15 protein-coding genes are annotated in these 20,021 nt (G+C 40.5%); 9 read left to right on the forward strand and 6 right to left on the reverse strand.

Annotated features, from left to right (window positions below):
• Positions 1-147 precede the first annotated feature (147 nt).
• The 3 genes from rpoC to F903_RS03895 all read left to right on the forward strand — a co-directional run bounded on the left by rpoC (position 148) and on the right by F903_RS03895 (position 5,626).
• The gene (rpoC, locus tag F903_RS03885) at positions 148-4,341 is read left to right on the forward strand and encodes a DNA-directed RNA polymerase subunit beta' (protein WP_004668274.1); all 4,194 of its coding nucleotides are present in this window, start codon (positions 148-150) and stop codon (positions 4,339-4,341) included.
• A 168-nt stretch (positions 4,342-4,509) separates the two neighbouring features.
• Positions 4,510-4,875, forward strand: coding sequence for a hypothetical protein (locus F903_RS03890; protein WP_004668275.1), 366 nt, complete (start codon positions 4,510-4,512; stop codon positions 4,873-4,875).
• 394 nt (positions 4,876-5,269) lie between these two features.
• Positions 5,270-5,626 carry a YMGG-like glycine zipper-containing protein gene (locus F903_RS03895; protein ID WP_005194718.1) on the forward strand — a complete coding sequence of 119 codons (357 nt, stop codon included), beginning with the start codon at positions 5,270-5,272 and terminating at the stop codon, positions 5,624-5,626.
• 87 nt (positions 5,627-5,713) lie between these two features.
• Here F903_RS03895 and F903_RS03900 read toward each other — a convergent pair whose 3' ends face one another.
• Positions 5,714-6,202 carry a DUF4442 domain-containing protein gene (locus F903_RS03900; protein ID WP_005194719.1) on the reverse strand — a complete coding sequence of 163 codons (489 nt, stop codon included), beginning with the start codon at positions 6,200-6,202 and terminating at the stop codon, positions 5,714-5,716.
• A gap of 115 nt (positions 6,203-6,317) precedes the next feature.
• On the opposite strand from F903_RS03900, the gene F903_RS03905 reads away from it, so the two are divergent.
• The 4 genes from F903_RS03905 (at position 6,318) to htpG (ending at position 11,825) form a co-directional block, all read left to right on the forward strand.
• Positions 6,318-7,190, forward strand: a complete 873-nt coding sequence (locus F903_RS03905) for an alpha/beta fold hydrolase (RefSeq protein ID WP_004668279.1) — start codon at positions 6,318-6,320, stop codon at positions 7,188-7,190.
• 76 nt (positions 7,191-7,266) lie between these two features.
• The gene (locus tag F903_RS03910) at positions 7,267-8,631 is read left to right on the forward strand and encodes a Na+/H+ antiporter family protein (protein ID WP_005194720.1); all 1,365 of its coding nucleotides are present in this window, start codon (positions 7,267-7,269) and stop codon (positions 8,629-8,631) included.
• A 490-nt stretch (positions 8,632-9,121) separates the two neighbouring features.
• Complete coding sequence (locus tag F903_RS03915) at positions 9,122-9,724, forward strand: OmpW/AlkL family protein (protein WP_005194722.1); 603 nt, start codon at positions 9,122-9,124, stop codon at positions 9,722-9,724.
• Between the two features lie 181 nt (positions 9,725-9,905).
• Positions 9,906-11,825, forward strand: a complete 1,920-nt coding sequence (gene htpG, locus F903_RS03920) for a molecular chaperone HtpG (protein ID WP_005194724.1) — start codon at positions 9,906-9,908, stop codon at positions 11,823-11,825.
• Between the two features lie 95 nt (positions 11,826-11,920).
• On the opposite strand, the gene F903_RS03925 is transcribed toward htpG, so the two are convergent.
• The 3 genes from F903_RS03925 to F903_RS03935 all read right to left on the reverse strand — a co-directional run bounded on the left by F903_RS03925 (position 11,921) and on the right by F903_RS03935 (position 15,946).
• Entirely contained in the window at positions 11,921-13,051 is a 1,131-nt protein-coding gene (locus tag F903_RS03925) for a hypothetical protein (protein WP_005194726.1), read from the reverse strand.
• Between the two features lie 210 nt (positions 13,052-13,261).
• Positions 13,262-14,686: a hypothetical protein gene (locus F903_RS03930; protein WP_005194727.1), complete on the reverse strand. Its 1,425-nt coding sequence runs from the start codon at positions 14,684-14,686 to the stop codon at positions 13,262-13,264.
• A gap of 561 nt (positions 14,687-15,247) precedes the next feature.
• The gene (locus tag F903_RS03935; protein WP_005194728.1) at positions 15,248-15,946 is read right to left on the reverse strand and encodes a DsbA family oxidoreductase; all 699 of its coding nucleotides are present in this window, start codon (positions 15,944-15,946) and stop codon (positions 15,248-15,250) included.
• A gap of 175 nt (positions 15,947-16,121) precedes the next feature.
• On the opposite strand from F903_RS03935, the gene F903_RS03940 reads away from it, so the two are divergent.
• Both F903_RS03940 and F903_RS03945 read left to right on the forward strand, forming a co-directional pair.
• On the forward strand, positions 16,122-16,871 hold the full coding sequence (locus F903_RS03940; protein WP_005194729.1) for a hypothetical protein: 750 nt from the start codon (positions 16,122-16,124) through the stop codon (positions 16,869-16,871).
• A 145-nt stretch (positions 16,872-17,016) separates the two neighbouring features.
• A complete protein-coding gene (locus F903_RS03945; protein WP_005194731.1) occupies positions 17,017-18,822 on the forward strand; it encodes an ABC transporter ATP-binding protein in 1,806 nt (601 codons plus the stop codon).
• 83 nt (positions 18,823-18,905) lie between these two features.
• Here the strand turns inward: F903_RS03945 and F903_RS03950 are convergent, their stop codons facing one another.
• The gene (locus tag F903_RS03950) at positions 18,906-19,601 is read right to left on the reverse strand and encodes a YidX family protein (protein WP_005194732.1); all 696 of its coding nucleotides are present in this window, start codon (positions 19,599-19,601) and stop codon (positions 18,906-18,908) included.
• A 10-nt stretch (positions 19,602-19,611) separates the two neighbouring features.
• Positions 19,612-19,974, reverse strand: coding sequence for a MerR family transcriptional regulator (locus tag F903_RS03955; RefSeq protein ID WP_005194735.1), 363 nt, complete (start codon positions 19,972-19,974; stop codon positions 19,612-19,614).
• Positions 19,975-20,021: the final 47 nt, after the last annotated feature.

Raw genomic sequence — 20,021 nt, forward strand, 5'->3', positions numbered from 1 at the left:
CTTTACGAAAGGGGGGAGTTCCCACTTGAAAGGGTTGGAGCTTCCCTCCTTAGAAAAAGGAGGGACTGAGGGAGGATTATTCAGTTAAAAAACAATATTTGTGACCCAGTCGGGCGAGCTTAGCTCCCTGACACACGGAGAAAAAAATTGAAAGACTTGCTCGATATCATGCGTAAGAAAACGGATTCAGAAGGTCATGCACCTGTTGAATTTGACCGTATCCGTATTGGTCTTGCGTCACCAGAAATGATTAAGTCATGGTCTCACGGTGAAGTAAAAAAACCAGAAACCATTAATTACCGTACTTTTAAACCTGAACGTGATGGTTTGTTCTGTGCCAAAATCTTTGGTCCAGTTAAAGATTACGAATGCTTGTGTGGCAAATACAAGCGTATGAAATATAAAGGCGTCATTTGTGAAAAATGTGGCGTCGAGGTTACGACTGCTAAAGTACGTCGTGAGCGCATGGGTCACATTGATCTTGCTTCGCCAGTTGCGCATATTTGGTTCTTAAAATCATTGCCAAGCCGCATCGGTTTGTTACTTGATATGACATTACGTGACATCGAACGCGTCTTGTATTTTGAATCATATGTCGTTACAGATCCAGGCATGACTCCGTTTGAAAAGTATCAACTTTTAACAGACGAAGAATACTTCAATGCGCTTGAAGAACATGGCGATGAATTCACTGCAAAAATGGGTGCTGAAGCAATCCAAGATCTATTGAAAGATATCGATCTTGAAGCTGAAATTGCACGTTTGCGTGAAGAAATTCCTCAAACAACCTCTGAGACGAAACTTAAAAAAGCGTCTAAGCGTTTGAAATTGATGGAAGCTTTCAAAGATTCAAACAACAAGCCAGAATGGATGGTGTTGACAGTACTTCCAGTACTTCCACCAGATCTTCGTCCACTTGTACCACTTGAAGGTGGTCGTTTTGCGACGTCTGACTTGAATGATCTTTATCGTCGTGTGATTAACCGTAACAACCGTTTGAAGCGTCTACTTGACCTATCAGCACCAGACATTATCGTGCGTAACGAAAAACGTATGTTGCAAGAGTCTGTCGATGCGTTGTTAGACAACGGTCGTCGTGGTCGTGCGATTACTGGTTCGAACAAACGTCCATTGAAATCTTTGGCTGATATGATCAAAGGTAAACAAGGTCGTTTCCGTCAGAACTTGCTTGGTAAGCGTGTTGACTATTCTGGTCGTTCGGTTATTACTGTTGGTCCTACTTTACGTCTTCACCAATGTGGTCTTCCGAAGAAAATGGCACTTGAATTATTCAAGCCATTTATTTTCGCAAAATTACAAGCATCAGGTCAGGCTACAACCATTAAAGCTGCGAAGAAAATGGTTGAGCGTGAAACACCTGAAGTCTGGGACGTTCTAGCCTCTGTAATTCGTCAACATCCAGTGATGTTGAACCGTGCGCCAACACTTCACCGTCTAGGTCTTCAAGCATTTGAACCTATTCTGATCGAAGGTAAAGCGATCCGTCTCCACCCACTCGTATGTGCTGCGTTTAACGCCGACTTCGATGGTGACCAAATGGCGGTACACGTTCCATTGACGCTTGAAGCACAGTTAGAAGCTCGTGCCTTGATGATGTCAACCAACAACATCTTGTCACCTGCAAATGGTGAGCCGATCATCGTTCCTTCTCAGGACGTTGTCTTGGGTCTTTACTACATCACACGTGATGCGGTAAATGCTAAAGGTGAAGGCATGATGTTTGCGGATACACACGAAGTAAACCGTGCGTTGGCAACTGGTCAAGTTGCGATTCATGCACGCGTAAAAGTACGTGTACATCAAACAGTAATCGATGAAAATGGTCAACGTGAACAACAAACCATTATTGTTGATACCACGCCTGGTCGTTGCTTGTTGTGGGAAGTTGTTCCACAAGGTTTAAGCTTTGAATCGATTAACCTTGAGATGACCAAGAAAAACATCTCTAAGTTGATCAACTCTTGTTACCGTAAACTTGGTTTGAAAGATACCGTTATCTTCGCTGACCAATTGATGTATTTGGGCTTCCGTCAAGCGACGCGTTCAGGTGTATCAGTCGGTATGGAAGACATGTTGATTCCACCAACCAAGTATACGATTATCGATAAAGCTGAAACAGAAGTTCGTGAAATCGAACAACAGTTTGAGCAAGGTTTCGTAACTGCTGGTGAACGTTACAACAAGGTTGTCGATATTTGGGCACGTACCAATGACCAAGTTGCGAAAGCAATGATGGACAACTTGTCTTTTGTTACGGTTAAAAACCGTGACGGTGTTGATGAGAAGCAGAAATCATTTAACTCAATTTATATGATGTCTGACTCTGGTGCCCGTGGTAGTGCGGCGCAGATTCGTCAGCTTGCTGGTATGCGTGGTTTGATGGCGAAACCAGATGGTTCGATCATTGAAACACCGATTAAAGCAAACTTCCGTGAAGGTTTGACCGTACTTCAGTACTTCATTTCAACACATGGTGCACGTAAAGGTTTGGCCGATACTGCATTGAAAACTGCAAACTCTGGTTACTTAACGCGTCGTCTAGTCGATGTAGCACAAGATTTGGTGATTACTGAGCCTGATTGTGGTACAGCTGGCGGTTTAGTGATGACACCATTCATTCAAGGTGGTGACGTGATTGAGCCATTACGCGATCGCGTATTGGGTCGTGTGACAGCTGAAGATGTACGTCGTGCGTCTGATGATGAAGTGGTATTGCCACGTGGTACGTTAATCGATGAGAAAATCGCTGCTCAGCTTGAAGAAGCGGGTGTCGATGAAGTTAAAGTGCGTTCAGTGATTGCATGTGAATCTACCTTCGGTGTATGTGCACGTTGTTATGGTCGTGATCTTGCACGTGGTCACTTGGTGAACCCAGGTGAGTCTGTTGGTGTAATGGCTGCACAGTCAATCGGTGAACCAGGTACACAGTTAACGATGCGTACCTTCCACGTCGGTGGTGCTGCGAGCCGAACATCTGCTGCAAACAGTGTTCAAGTCCGTAATAAAGGTACTGTACGTTTCCACAATGTGAAAACAGTTGAACACAACAAAGGTCACTTGGTTTCAGTTTCTCGTTCAGGTGAAATTGGTATTGCGGATGACTTAGGTCGTGAGCGTGAGCGCTATAAACTTCCTTACGGTGCAAGCATCTTGTTGAAAGATGGCGAGTCTGTAGAAGCCGGTGGTATCGTTGCGACTTGGGATCCACATACTCATCCACTTGTGACAGAAGTTGCTGGTAAAGCACGTTTCAGCCAAATCGCTGATGGTGTGACTGCAACCTCTAAAACAGATGATGCAACAGGTATGACCACTGTTGAAATCTTACCAGTTACAGCACGTCCTGCTTCTGGTAAAGATTTGCGTCCTGCAATCGTGTTGGATACAACCGATGGTGGTGAACAGTTCTACTTCTTACCACAAAACACGATCGTAACCGTTCGTGATGGTGCAACGATTGGTGTCGGTGATGTACTTGGTCGTGTACCACAAGAAACTTCACGTACACGTGATATTACCGGTGGTCTACCGCGTGTAGCTGATTTGTTCGAAGCACGTAAGCCGAAAGAGCATGCAATCTTGGCTGAAGTGTCAGGTGTTGTAAGTTTTGGTAAAGAGACTAAAGGTAAGAACCGTTTGGTGATTACACCAGATGATGGTTCTGAGATTTACGAAGAGCTTATTCCGAAATGGCGTACCATTAACGTGTTTGAAGGCGAACATGTGAATCGTGGTGAAACCATTTCTGATGGCCCGCAGAACCCGCATGACATCTTACGTTTGAAAGGTGAAGTGGCATTGACCAACTACATCGTGAACGAAGTTCAAGATGTATATCGTCTCCAAGGTGTAAAAATCAACGATAAGCACATTGAAGTTATCGTACGTCAAATGTTGCGTAAAGTTGATATTACTGAGGGTGGTGATACCAGCTTCATCAAAGGCGAGCAAGTGGATTACATTCGCGTTGTTCAAGAGAACCAAGCGGTGTCTGCTCAGAATAAATTCTCTGCGAAGTTTGAGCGTTTATTAATGGGTATTACCAAAGCATCGCTTTCTACTGACTCATTTATTTCTGCTGCATCGTTCCAGGAAACAACACGTGTGTTAACTGAAGCGGCTGTAACAGGTAAAGAAGATGACTTACGTGGCTTGAAAGAAAACGTGGTTGTGGGTCGTTTGATCCCAGCGGGTACGGGTCTTGCGTATCACTTAGAACGTCGTCGTCAAGAAGCTGAAGCTGCTGAATTAGAACTTCACAATGACTTTAGTGAAGTTGACCAAGCATTTAGCCAAGCGTTGAACTCTGATCAATTCTAAGTTCTAGCTAAATCAAAAAAGACACCTTCGGGTGTCTTTTTTTGTGGAGAAAATGAGAGCAAAGCCTTACAAAAACACCTCAGAGCGTTAATGTTTCATTACCGGATCTGAATAGATACTTCATGAAACATGACTATCTTATTGCATAGAAAGAGAGGAGTAGTTCCAATGAAAAAAATGATGATGCTTACGGGTGTTGTGCTTATGTCAACGACAATCTTGGCAGGTTGTCAGCACGCAAGTCCAGAAAGTAAACGTATCGGTGCTGCAGCAATTGGCGGTGGTGCAGGCGGTGCTGTAGGTAAAAATCTAGGTGGTAATTTGGGTGCAGGCCTTGGTGCAGCTGTTGGAGCTGGTGTTGCAGCGAATACAAAAGGTGCGAATAGTAAGAATACACGTAACAGTGCGATAGGTGCTGGCGTAGGTGCATGGCTAGGTGGTGCAGTATTAGGTGGTGAAGCTGGTGCGGCAACAGGTGGTGCACTAGGTGGTAGTGCTGGTGCTGCGTATGGCGAAAAAAAGGGTAAGTACTAGTCGTACAGTTTAGTACAGAACAAAAGCCTAAAATTAAACAAGCTCTTATCATTGATAAGGGCTTTTTTTAGTTAGAGGAGATATAGCAATAGGACTATTGCCAGACGGCATGATGGGATCAATACTGCGGGAGGTCATACGCTTTGCACAACTGCCATGTTCTAATATGAATATGTTTAGAAATTTTTAAACAAAATTTAAACCACTAAACTTATGCTCGATTTGGCTCTTGATTGGCTCAGGGCTATGCAGTTCTAGCGAGATGGATTGCTGAATGGGGGAAGGTGCTTTACAAAATTTCAATCGATTAGGACAGTGTGATAACACAATATGATCAAAATACTCATAAAAGAAGACTATGCTTTTTATAAGAACAGAAGGAGTGAATACGGTCATGAAAAAAACAATTGCTTTAATTTCTGCTGCTATGTTGTCTACGGTTATGTTTACAGGCTGTCAAAATATGAGTGCATCTGATCAACGTATTGGTGCGGCTGCATTAGGTGGTGCTGTAGGCGGTGGTGTAGGTAATCATGTTGGTGGTGGTCTCGGTGCTGGTGTCGGTGCGGCAGCAGGTGCTGGTGTTGGTGCAAATACCCAAGGTGGTAGTAGCAAGACCACGACCAGTAGTGCCGTCGGTGCAGGTATTGGCTCGGTTGTCGGTAAAGCCATCTTTGGCGGCGACTCGGGTGCTGCGATTGGTGGCGCGATCGGTGGTGGTGCTGGTGCAGCAATCCAAGAAAAGAAATAGTTCTTGGAGCTTTCAACAACCTTAAATGTGATGAATAAGAATGTCTGCAAGCGATAAAGTGCAGGCATTTTTTATTTTTAAGCGCTTTTATTTTGATGTGGCTTTCGGCTTTTTACGGCGGATGTATAAAACTTTCTCAACTTCCGCAATGCGTGTACCCGCGTCATCGATGATATTTAAGGTGTAATGGCGTAACACGGGTTCATGATTTTCAGCCAATTGCTTAATTTCTGCAATTTCAACGGTACTCAGTTTAATATCTGCATAAACCGTATTGCGACCGGGTGATATAAAATTAATGGTGGCGCTTTTATCCCAGATGATATATTTATGCCCGAGGTGGTGCATCAGGATTAGCATATAAAACGGATCAACCATCGAATATAAACTACCACCAAAATGCGTACCCACAATATTACGATTTTTTCTGGTAAGCGGCATTTTGACTCGAATGTGGTAATTATCTAGATCCATGGTCTCAATTGCAATTCCTGCACCACGATACGGGGAGTAGTGGTTGATCATAAATTTTGCAACCACAGGAATGGTTCGAATTTTTTTGAAAAAGCTTTTCATGGTCAATTTTTTTTCTTACAACTCAATTCATACTGCATAAGTATCATTTTTATAGTATCGCTGGCAATGGCTGATTGAACGACCAAGCCGTCTGAAAACAAAATGGGAAACAATTATGCAAGTACAAGTAGAAACTGTAACAACCTCTGATCAGCAAACGCTGTGTGTAAAAACATGGGGTGATGAGAAAAAGCCAGCATTGGTGTTAGTACATGGCTATCCTGACAACCAAGAAGTATGGGAACCGATTATTGAAAAACTGGTGAATGATTATTTTGTTGTCACCTATGATGTACGGGGTGCAGGCTTATCTTCGATTCCGAAACGCATTAAAGACTATCGTTTACCGCGCCTATCATTAGATTTACAAGAAGTCGTTGATCAGGTATTACCGAATCGTAATTTTCATATGGCAGCGCATGATTGGGGTTCTTTACAATCATGGGAGTCGGCGACTGAACCAAAATTAAAAGGTCGTTTATTGTCTTATACGACGATTTCAGGGCCTTGCTTAGATCATGCATCTTTGTATTTACGTGAAAAATTTAAATCAGCACCGAGCCATGTGTTAAAAATGTTGACTAAATCTTGGTACATCGGCGCATTCCATTTACCTCTACTTGCACCAACGGTATGGACTTTGTTTAGTCCTGAGAAATGGGGCAAGGTGTTAAGTGGTCTAGAGAAAAAACAAGATTTACCTTTGAATGCAAATATTGTGGCAGATGGCAAATATGGGATTAATCTATACCGCGCTAATTTTATTCCGTCTTTAACTCAACCGCGCCAACGCTATGCTCAATGCCCTGTACAGGCTGTTGTCTTAAAAAGAGATGCTTTTGTTAGCCCTGAATATATTACGGAATCTATGCCGAAATGGGTTGAAAACTTTGAGTATGTTGAGTTGGATGCCAACCATTGGGCGGTGTTGAGCCAACCCGAAAAAATTGCGGATTATATTCGTCAATTTATCGTGAAAAATGCATAAATAAAAATCACGTGATGGCAATCGCAGAATTTAAACTCTGCTAAAATGGCGACCTCGTTTCATTTAGTTCAAAGTTATGTTTGCAATTCTTGCTGCGGTTGCTGTCATGTTCGGTCTTTCCTTGGGCCGAGTTCCTGTTGTTTTTGCTTTAGTGATTGGTGCTTTGACAGGCGGTTTACTGGCTGGTTTGGGGTTACAAGGAACATTAGATGCATTTAATAATGGTCTAGGTGGCGGAGCGAAAATCGCACTTGCCTATGGGGTGTTAGGTGCATTTGCCTTGGCCTTGGCGCGTTCTGGGTTGCCTGATTTATTGGCCTACAAACTCGTTAAAATTCTAAAAAATGATACCGACATTCGCGCTCAAAAACAGGTGAAATTTCTTATATTTTTCACTGTTGGCTTAGCTGCGATTGCCTCACAAAATGTCATTCCAGTTCATATTGCATTTATTCCTGTTTTAATTCCGCCTTTATTGAGTGTGTTTAATCACTTGCACTTAGACCGTAGAGCAATTGCGAGTGTGCTGACCTTCGGTTTGGTTGCAACCTATATGTTCCTGCCAATGGGATTTGGGGCAATTTTCTTAAATGATATCCTTGCACATAACATCAATCATTTTGGTCAAGGCTACGGCTTGCAGATCAGCAATGATCAGATTCCCCGTGCGATGATGATTCCTGTTGGGGGAATGTTTTTAGGTCTACTGGTTGCTGTATTTATTAGTTACCGTAAGCCGCGTGTTTATGAAGATAAACCCTTACATAACGTGACACGTAGTATTGTCGGAGAGATGGTTCAACAGCAACAAGCGCCTCAAATTGCCACTTTTACTTTATGGATGGCGGCCTTTGCGATTATTGCAACCATTGCGGTGCAGCTATATTCAGATTCGATGATTGTTGCTGGCTTGGTGGGTGTGGCCATATTAAGTTGTGCGGGTATCTTTAAGTGGAAAGAGGCTGATGATGTCATCGTCAGTGGGATGCGAATGATGGCGTTGGTTGGATTTACCATGATTGCTGCGCAAGGTTTTGCTGCTGTCATTGAGGCGACCAATCAAGTGCCTGATCTAGTCAAAGCAACTGCTGGTTGGATTGGTGACAGTAAAGCTCTCGCTGCTTTGGTCATGCTTTTAGTCGGGCTATTGATTACTTTAGGGATCGGTTCTTCATTTTCAACGGTGCCGATTCTTGCGATTATTTATGTCCCGTTATGTTTGCAATTTGGCTTTAGCCCAATGGCAACGATTGCATTGATTGGTACGGCTGCGGCATTAGGTGATGCAGGTTCTCCAGCATCGGACTCAACTTTGGGTCCAACATCAGGTTTGAATCTCGATGGTCAGCATGACCATATGCGGGATACGGTTGTACCGACCTTCATACATTTTAATATTCCATTGATTGTCTTTGGCTGGATCGCCGCGATGGTTCTTTAATACAAAAATGGCTCTAATTAGGGCCATTTTTAATATTAAGAAATAATAAAAAGATGACCGATGCTTAAAATAATATTTTTGTTTTCTAATGAATCACTTTTATTATGGTGCGATGGTTGATTATAAAATTTGGTTTTAATTTAATTATCTGGTTATAAAGTGACATTTTTTGTCTTTTATGTGATTTTGCTTGTGTTTTTATCAAGGCTTTATTCTTAAATAAAACTACATTATTTGATTTTTAAATCACGTAGTGGATTTATTTTTTTGTTGTGCGAATCCATACAAAAACGCTTGGTTTTCATGTGTTTAAACCGAGTGATTAAGTTGGGTATGATGTTTGTTACATATATTTACAAATATATATTGTTGTTAATCAGTTGTTTAAAAATATAATCAAATTGGTCGGAATTAATACATCTTGCATAAAATAAAAACCCATGATTATTATTAATAGCACGGTTAGATTTTTATTAAAGAGGTCATTTAAATGTTTAAAAAATTATTAATTGTTACTTTATTGGGGATGTCTTCAACTGTTTTTGCGGGTGGTTTTCAAGTTAAAGTCGGGGCAAGTGTTATTGCACCAACGGATGAAACAACAGTTGCGGGCGTGGGTACGTTAAAAGCGGATTATGAGTTTGCATTTACACCGTCTGTTGAGTATTTCTTTGGAGATACGCCTTTTTCTGCTGAATTATTGCTTGCAACACCGATATCACATGATGTTTCTTTAGACGGAACGAAAGTGGTCAAGCTTAAACATTTACCGCCAACAATTACGGCGAAATATAACTTTAAAAACTCAACTGCTTTTACGCCTTATATTGGGGTAGGCGGTACTGCTTTTCTTGCTTGGGATGAAAAAGCAGTAGGTCCGTTATCAGGCGAAAAAATCAAAGTGAAAGAGGATTTTGGTTTTGCGGGTCAGTTAGGTTTTACTTTTCAGCCTGCTGATGCAAAAAATTGGGGAGTCTTCTTTGATGCACGCTATGCTCAATTGAAGCCAGAAGTGAAGCTGAACAATACCAAATTGACAGATTTAGATATTAATCCGATGGTATATACCCTTGGCTATAGTTATAAGTTTTAAATTAGATCATTAAATACTTTAAAGAAACCTCACAGATTAGTGGGGTTTTTTGCAATTTAAGTATCAAAAAAATACGGAGAGAAGAATAAAAAAAATTAGAAAATAAGGATTGAAAAATTGAAGATATGCACCATTCATAAATCAGTCCAATTTAATACGCCTCACAGATAAGGAGTGATTTATGAGTGAACAAGCATCACAAAATTATAGTTTCCAAGCTGAAGTTGCTCAGTTATTGCATTTAGTGACGCATTCTCTCTATTCCAACCCTGAAATTTTCCTACGCGAATTGATTTCAAATGCTTCTGATGCATGTGATAAGTTGCGTTTTGAGGGAATCAATCATCCTGAATATTATGAAAATGATCCGAACTTACGTGTTCGTGTGACTTTAGATAAAGACCATAAAACGCTGACCATTTCTGATAATGGGATTGGTTTAAGCCAACAAGAAGCGATTGATAATTTGGGAACGATTGCGAAATCGGGAACCAAAGATTTTATGTCTAAGCTGACTGGCGATCAAAAATCTGATGCGCAGTTGATTGGACAGTTTGGTGTGGGTTTTTATTCAGGTTTTATTGTTGCTGATAAAATTACGGTTGAATCTCGTCGAGCAGGTTCAGAGGCTGCTGATGGGGTACGTTGGATCAGTGGTGGTACAGGTGAGTTTGAAGTTCAAAGCATCGATAAAGCGACACGCGGTACCGATATTATCCTGCACCTACGTGATGATGCGCTTGAGTATTTAGAGTCGTGGAAAGTTAAGCAAATCATCAATAAGTATTCTGACCATATTAGCTTGCCAATTGAGATGCAAAAAGAAGTCTGGCAGGAAGAAGAAGTTGCCGAGGGTGAAGAGCCGAAAGGCGGTCAAATGGTCAAGAGTGATGAGTGGGAAGCGATTAACTCTGCTAGTGCGCTATGGACACGCAGTAAGAGTGAAATCAGTGATGAGCAATACATCGAGTTCTATAAGAATCTCAGCCATGATTTTGCTGAACCGTTGGCGTGGGCACATAACCGTGTGGAAGGCAGTACTGAATATACTCAGTTGCTTTATATCCCGAGTCAGGCCAAACAAGATTTATTTACCCGTGAAGCCAAAGCTGGCATCAAGCTTTACGTCAAACGTGTCTTCATCATGGATGAAGCGGATAATTTGATTCCAAACTATTTACGTTTTGTACAAGGCGTGGTGGATAGTGCTGATTTACCACTCAACGTCAGCCGTGAATTATTGCAAGAAAGCCGTGATGTTAAAACCATTCGTGAAGGCAATGCGCGCCGTGTGCTGACTTTGATCGATGGTTTAGCGAAATCGGAAGATGAGAAAGACCAAGAGAAGTTCAAAACGTTCTATGCTGAATTTGGTTCGGTACTGAAAGAAGGTTTGGGTGAAGATACTGGAAATCGTGATCGTATCTTGAAGTTATTACGTTATGCGACTTCAAACAATGATGAGATATCAACGTCTTTGGCTGATTATAAAGCACGTATGCAAGAGGGACAAAAAGCCATCTATTACGTGACTGCTGATAGCCTAATGGCAGCGAAAAACTCGCCGCAACTTGAACTGTTCAAGAAAAAGGGCATTGAAGTTTTGCTCATGGCAGACCGTGTTGATGAATGGGCGATGAACTTTGTATTTGAGTTTGATGGTACGCCATTACAGAACGTTTCTAAAGGTGCGGTAGACTTAGGTGATCTACAAGATGCTGACGAGAAAAAAGCACTTGAACAAGCAGCTGAACAATTCAAACCTGTTGTGGATCGTTTAACGACATCGTTAAAAGACAAGACCAAAGAAGTACGTGTCACGACACGTTTGGTCGATTCTCCAGCATGTTTGGTGACCAGTGAAGGTGAGCTTTCTCCACAACTTATTCGCATGCTGAAACAAGCGGGTCAGGCTGTTCCTGAGATTAAACCAACCTTGGAAATTAACCCTGAACATCCTTTAGTGAAGAAATTAGAGAGCTCTGCGCAGTTTGATGATCTCGCCAATGTGATTTTTGATCAAGCTGTGATTGCAGAAGGCGGTTTACCTGAAGATCCTGCTGCGTACGTAAAACGCATTAATAGCTTGTTATTGAAATAAACGTTTTTCATAAAAAAACTCTGCTTCGGCAGAGTTTTTTATATCTATGGATAACATTAAAGTTATCCACAGTTGTGTTGATAATTCCATCAAAACTAAAATAAGGTTTCAAGGCGAACAAAGGTACGGACATAGTGGTCTCTGTCTTCACGATGATCATTAAAATAATTGAGATCACCTTGCACATAAAACCATTCACGCCACAGTGGTTGTCTCCATGAAATGAAAGGCCCCCAGCTATTCAGGCGCAAGTCATTGTCATTGTAATAACCACCCGTATAAATGCCATAATTAAAACGATTGTGCGCAAAAAACTGATGCTCACGGAAGGTTCGATTATCCCAACGTAAATCATCATCTTGTTTATCTGCATAAGTCAGGCTGAGCTGATTGGATAAAAAAGCTTGATTGGGACGGGCATGGATAAGCTCTAAATTGGTTCGAAGATAGTTTTCACTTTTACTGCCATAGCGATAAATTTGCTCAGCATTGAAGCTAAAATCGTTATTTAATTGCCAATCTTTTTTTGCTCTTAAACGAAGATAAATATCACTGCCTGAACGCAGACCAATATCGGCATTGGTTTCAAAAGGCAGTTTCTTAGAGAGGTCGGAGAAGCGTAAAGCGACTGAGCCGTTGTTATCACGGCTTTGCTTAGAGTCGAATCGTTTATCAGGATCTTGGTTTGGCTGTTGGTTGGTGCTGGAAATATGATTATCAAACTCATCATCGAGTGAATCATCACCAAACACCAAGCTGAGTCTTTTTTCCAGTGTGGGTAGTTTGATTTTACCGCGGATACGTGGTTTTACTTCATAGTTATCATATTCATTCCAATAATTGTCGAGCATCAACCGAATGGTTGCAGAAGCAGGCTTCTCTGGATCGACTTCACCAAACCAATCATCAATTTTAACTGAGGTTCGATCAGCCCATTCTCTGATATCACGTTGCTTGCGATCAACCCAGGTTCGTTCCTCTGTTTCTGAAACGGGAGGTACAACAGGTTGACTAGATTGTTCTGGAAGAATAGTCGGTGTTGCATCAACCCACTTGGGAATATAGTTCAAAACGCTTTCAGTATTTTTCCCATTTGATGTTTGCATGTTGTTGCTTGGCTGCTGTGGCGTTGCTTCAGCGGCATTTGCCATACTCACGAACCCGCAGGACAGGGTGAGTATCGTATAAAAGAGATGAGGTGATACCGTTCTTTGGGAAATTGTCATGGTGCAAGCTTATGTATTGTTCTTGTTTTTAACTCTTGATGATTCGACCTATAAAATCAAGTAATAATCACAAAAAACTGCAATTTAATCGTATAAAAGGTGAGTCAACAGAATGACTTAGTACACTCAAAATCTATCACCTAAAATGCGGAGAAAATCTCGTAGGGTCGATGATAGATAGGAGGGTTTTTGCTTTGTATACGCTCAATGCTAGGTTGATTCTGATAGCGCACTACTTTCCAGTGCTTGGTATAAGTCATGTACTGAAATCGGTTGAGGTAAGCGGCTAATAGCTTGGCGGATCAACTGCCATGTATAACCATCGGCGCGGTCCAATAACAGATAAGGATAAGCTTGGTCTTCATTGGAGAGCTTAATCCGTTCAGCACCATGAATCACACGAATTTTATGACGCTCTCTTAATAAAATCACAGGGGTCAAAAAAGTTGCCGAAGTTTCTTCAAATGGAATGAATTTTTGCGTATTCACAAATGAAGCTGGGATATATGGATAAACACGTTGATCACGTTGCCAGATCAATATTCCATTCATGATGCATTGATTAAACAAACTTTCATGTTGATGATAATGTTGCTTAAAGTTAATCCAGTGGGTTTGATGAATCGAGCTGGTTTGAGTATGCAGAGGATTTGTATAGGATTGTAGGACTGAAATGGCATACTCGATGCTGTGCGTACCAATCAGCACCACATAATGCGAAAATTGACCTTGTGCATAGAGTTGTTCTGCAATGAAAATCTGTGCTGATTCCCATACAGGCTGAACGTCATTTTCAGCTTTTAAATATAACCAATCAATTTTGATGTTTTGATCAATCTCATTGTGTAAGTCAACACGATATAACGAGGGGAAGGTGCGCGCATTAATCCGCTCTAAGCGGCAAACTAATCCATCTAAATTAAAATCATTCAGTGCAACGGGTTTCGCTTTATTTAGATTGCTAGACGTCGCTGTGGTCTGTTTAAGGTTCGCTTTCACAGCTGTTGTTTTTGGGGCTGAGACGGGTTGAATCCTCTCTTGGATAATCGCGTCGAGTTGTGACTGAAACTGAGCCGTTTCTTCTTTTATTAAGGATAAAGGATCGGTGTGAATGCTTTGATTTGAGCTTGAAGATGAGGTTGAGTTTTGGCTAATTGGCTCTAAAACAGGAATCAAATGTTGTAGTTCATGGTCTGTTTTAACATATTCGCTGGCATGGTTTTTTAGCCATTGTAATGCATCCTGAGATGAATTCATCCAAGGGCTTTTAAGGAATGATAAAGCAGGGCGAATGACCCAGACTTGCCAATGTTGGGCTTGACGCAATGCAGCCCATCCCATATCCGCAGAGGCAAATAAAGCATTCTCTACGCGCCCCATAAAATTATAAGTACCACGATAAGTCATGGCATAACCGTGGCTGCTCAACTCGTCCGTTGAGAACTCTTCATTTTGAATATATGCCTTAAAAGGCGTGATTTGATCCTGAAAAGTAGGATCGTCACAAGAGGCACAAATGTCTTTAATTCGTTGTTTTGATTTTGCAATTTCAAACAGTGAGGTTTTATCATCATTGAGCCCTTCAATGAGATGCTGGAGCTCATCTACCAAGAGTGCTTTCTCTAATACGTCCATTTATTGTTTCCTTAGAGATAGGCTTGAGCCTGTTTTAGATAAAAAATTAAGTCGTCGTATTTCTAACAATTTGTTGTTGTCGCTTCCAGTGGTGAGCTTCTATTTTTTGCTCATCCTATAAGCGATTCGAGATAGATGTCTGTTGCATAAATTTAACGATCTATTCGGGCTGTAATGTGTGTATTTTCATCACAAAAGATTGTCACATTATGACAATTATAGAAGAAAACAATGCAAAATCTATAGCACTTGAGTTAGTAAGCAATCTCATTTGACTCAGTTAAATCGAGATGTCGTTCATGCTTTAGCATCAAAAATAGAAACATTTTAAAAGAATAAATCGGATAAATAGATCATAAAATAGAAAGGTATCTATAAATCTATACATGAGTTGTGATCAGCTGCACAAATCAATCGCTAAAAAGCATGGCAAAAAGATCACTTTCAGTGAAGATGGGTTAATTATCTAAGATAAAATATTGAAATAAATAGAAAATAGACAAATTTATACGGAACAAGACAAGCTTCAATCTTGGATTTGAAGCTTGTCCATAAGTGGTGTTATTGCGGCTTTATTTCACATTGATCATCATGACACTGTGCTGCATCAGTGGATACTATTTCTTGCTCAGATGTTGATTGAGCTTTTTGTAGTGCTTGTAAGAAGATCTCACGAGGCTGTGCACCTGGAAGAGCGAGCTTTTGATCAAAAACAAAAAAGGGAACACCTGTTACCTTCAATTGTTCATGTGCAATCTTTTCATCGTGGCGAACAAAATCAGCCAATTCATCTGAGTCCAAAACATATTCGACTTCAGCATTGTCTAAGCCAATCCGTGAAGCAATTTCTTCAACCACTTCACGTTCACCAATGGCTAAACCTTCGGTCATATAGGCATGAAAGAAAGCTTCTTTTGCTTCATTGCCCATGCCTTTGCTTTGCGCGAGATGAATAATACGATGTGCATTAAAACTATTGCCTGAATTGGCTTTTTGCCATTGAAAGTCGATGCCTTCCTCAGCAGCCATGGCCGCAATATTGCGTTCCATTTCTTCCATCTCAGCATAGCTTCGACCATATTTTTTGGCTAAACGTTCTGTATTGGATGTGTCATGTTTTGCTGGCGCATCTGGATCGAGTTCAAAACTATGCCAGTGAATATCAAGTTCGATTCCAGCTTCTGCTGCAACATGCTCAAGACGTTTTTTACCGATATAACAAAAAGGGCAGACCACATCTGACCAAATATCTACACGCATGGCGTATCTCTTCAATTTCAGTTAAAGAGATAATAGGGATGAAGTGCTTGAATTTAAAGTGAGTAATATGTAATGCTCCGTTACGTGAAGTGAAATAAAAATCATATTAATGCATACGTTTTAATGATTACACTAAAGTTAGGACATAAAAAATATAATTAAGCTTGGAGGCATTATGCGCCGTTTTCTATTATTTGTTGCTGTAATCGCGATTTGTATTGGTTCATTTTTTCTATATCAACATAAGCTACAACAGCGTGCAGAGAACAATAAGCAAATGTTTGATGTGGTCATGGCCGAGAAGATGCGTGAGCTATATGACCAAGCACAAGATTGGTCAACGCCAGTTCAGCTCGATGTACAAGATGATCGCTTGTCTGGTGATTATAAATTAATGTCGGAATTCTTATTAACCTATTGGATGCAAAATGTTGAAGCACGAAATGAGTATCTACGAGCACTGAAAGCTGCGAATTGGGATACCTTTTTAAATGTAGAGCGATTAGATCGTGATCGTAAACAGGACTATAAAGAGACACAGCAGATGCTTAGCGATGTGCGTAAAGTCTCGGCCGAATATGAGCAAACACGTCAAAAAATTCAATTAGACGCGCTTGAACAAGCCAAGAGTTTGTCTATTCAACGTGATATGCGTGATTTGTTGCAAGCAAAACTAGAAAGCAACCTGAATGCTGATCAAAGCCAAGATATTTTTGCAATTGAACAACAGATCCTAGAAAAGGCACAAGTTATGTTTGATCTGTTAAAGACCCATCAATGGCAAAGAAAAAATAACACCATTCTATTTTATGAGAATGCACCCGTGAAAAAATTTAATACGCTGTATCAAGCTGTCCTTAAGCTCAATAGTCAGATGGAAAAAATTAAAAACAATAACGTCGAAGTGTTGGAGGAGGAACTATAGTTATTTTCTGCTTGCACCGTTAAAAATAGTGCATCTAGATCATCATTCGCCATGTTTAAGCTGGAGAATCGCATCGAAGTCGTTGAGTTCATCGCTGTAAGTTAAAACCTGTCGTCGAAAGCATTTTGGGAAAAATCGTAAAAATATGAATCTATGGCAGCTTTTCAATAGAGTTAAACCCTTTGTTGCACCGTATAAATTACTGGTGATTGTGACATTGGTTCTGACCTTGATCGGTGCATTAACCGCTCAGGTCAATGCCTTAACGCTTCAATACGCTGTCGACCAGATCAATCGTTTGGTTGAAGCAGGCGGCGGCTTGGCGGAAGGCTTGCATATTTTAATAACGATTAGTGTGATTTTGCTGAGTAAGGAAGTCCTCAGTACTTTGATTCAGTTTGGCCAGAAGTTATTTGGTGAACGCCTCAGAATTATGGTTTCTCAAGATGTCGCACAGGCGATTATTGAGAAATTTCTCACTTATCGTTTGGCATTTTTTACACAAGATGACAATCAGGCAGGCAAATTACAAACAAGGATTGATCGAGGAATTGGCTCGATTACCCGTTTGATTCAAATTTTCTTTATCGATATTTTACCGTTGTTTAGCAGTGCAATTTTGGCATTGGCTTTGATGTTCTATGCTAATTTTTGGATTGGACTGGTTGCGCTGAGTATCGTGCCGATTTACTTCTGGCTGACATTCAAGCAAGCACAGAAGTTAGGCGGGGTTAGACGAAGTTTACGTGATGGGCGTGAACGTAAGAGTCAGGGCATTTTGAGTATTATAAATTCCATCACGGTGATCAAATCATTCAATCGGGAAAAAGTCGAAGCTGAAAAACAACTGATCTTACAGAAGCAGCTAACAGATAATCAGATGTATACCCGTCAAATTAGCTTTGTTTTTGATGGTTTGAAAACGTTTACAGAACAAATCGGTATTGTTTTTATTATCATCTTAACGGCTTATTTTGTATTGGTCGGAGACATGAGTATCGGGATGATCATGTTCCATATTCTGTTATTTAACAACGTATCTGCTCCAATTCGTTCACTCCACCGCATTTATGATGAGGTGAATGATGCCATGATTTATGCAGAAAGTTTTTTTCAGATTCTTCAAGCAGATGATGAGATTGAGGATTCGGGGCAGCAAAAGCCAGCGCATCTGAGAGGAAAGTTTGAGTTAAAGCAGGTCGATTTTTATTATCCCAATGGCCATCATGCCCTGAAAAATATCAACATGGTTATTCAACCCAATAAAATTACTGCCTTGGTTGGACTATCAGGTGCAGGTAAATCGACCCTGATTAGTTTGTTAGATAAGTTTTACTTACCGCAATCTGGGCAGATTCTCATGGATGGGATTGATTTAAACCAAATGGATACTCAATATTTACGCGATCATATTGGCTTGGTATTACAGAAAAATCATATTTTCCAAGGCACTATCCAAGACAATATTTGCTATGGAAAAATGGATGCAACTGAAGAAGAGATTATCCGAGCAGCAAAGAAAGCCTCCATTCATGAACAAATTTTGAAACTACCAAAAGGCTATCAATCAGATGCCTTGCAGTTATCGGGCGGTCAACAACAACGAATCGCAATCGCTCGGATGTTTCTGAAAAACCCACCAATTATCTTTTTGGATGAACCGACAGCAAGTTTGGATGCCATTGCCACTGAACAGATTAAACATAGCTTAGATGAAATCAAACAGGGGCGGACAGTGATCATTATTTCTCATAGTTTGTCACAGATCATTGATGCGGATTATACCTATGTGATGCAGGATGGTGCGATCGTTGAGCACGGTGAGCATTATCAACTTTATCAGCAACAAGGTGTTTATAAGGATATTTTTGATGCGATGGCGAAAAGTCTAAATATCGATAAAATCGCCAAAACCTTTGATAATGAAGGTGAAGAAGAGACACACAGTTGATGGAAAAATGATTTTAGGGGCAATAAGAAGGTAAGGTCTTTGAGGCAAGTGATTGCTTTGAGTCAAAGACCTTTAACTTAAGCTTAATCAAAAATCTTTTCGGCAGCTTGGAACGGTAAGCTCACCACATCAATTGCTACTGCGAAAGGTAGAAGCACCAATTTTTCAAAAGGATTGAGACTTGATCTTGATTTATAGCTTTCTTGTTGATTGGTATAGATTGTAACTTGATAAGGTTTGCTTAATGCTTTCAATGAAGTCAGATTATTTGCGACAGGGTAGACTACACCCGCAAGTTTTAGATCAAAACAAAAACGTTGCGCTTGCATACGTGTATCACTTGAAGACGAACATTCTTTTGCACCATTTTCAATAAAAAATTCTAAGTCTTTTTTGCTTAAATCCTCTTTGAGTTTGACATAAGAAATGGGCAATGTTCCTGAAAAATGACCATCATTTTTTTCAGAGAAGAAATTTAGATCACGTGTGATTTGTATATTTTTGGGATCAAGCTTGTTGATGATGGTCACAAACTGAGTGCCGCCTTGGGTCAGAATGTAACTGTTCTTTTGACCTGCAATGACGATGCTATCTCTTGGTAAATTGGCTGTTGCTTGTGCCGGTCGTCCAAAAGCGACCACATTGTCTTCAACTAAAGTAACCTTTGCCGTCCGAGTATAAGTTTTATTGTCTTTGGTGATGAGGGTTTTGGTGGCACAGCCCGAGATAACCATGCTTGATAAAGCAATGGATAATGTCGTTTTTATTATATGATTCATATGTATGGTCCTAAATGGTTGATTCAACTGTACCATGTTCTAAAAATGATTTTAATAGTTCATGTGATCGTTGTAGTTTGATTAATTGCTCATTTACGTTTTTAAGTTCATTTTCTAATTTTGTCTGCACAACTGGACATAAACTAAATCGGTAATAATCCAAATCGAAACAAGGTAATAAAACTTGAATATCTTTCAAATTCATCCCTGCATCATTCAATATTTTAATCTTATAAATATCTTCAATATCTTTTTGACTGTAATCGCGATAATTATTTGAGTTTCGTTTGGGATGAACTAGCCCTACGTCCTCATAGTAACGCAACATACGAGGACTAACCTGCGTTAATTTGGCAACTTTTGCAAGATTCATAGAATATCACTTGACCTTAACATAGCTGTCATAGTTTAGCATGGCTA

This window comes from Acinetobacter sp. NIPH 298 (genome assembly GCF_000369505.1).
Classification (GTDB): Bacteria; Pseudomonadota; Gammaproteobacteria; order Pseudomonadales; family Moraxellaceae; genus Acinetobacter.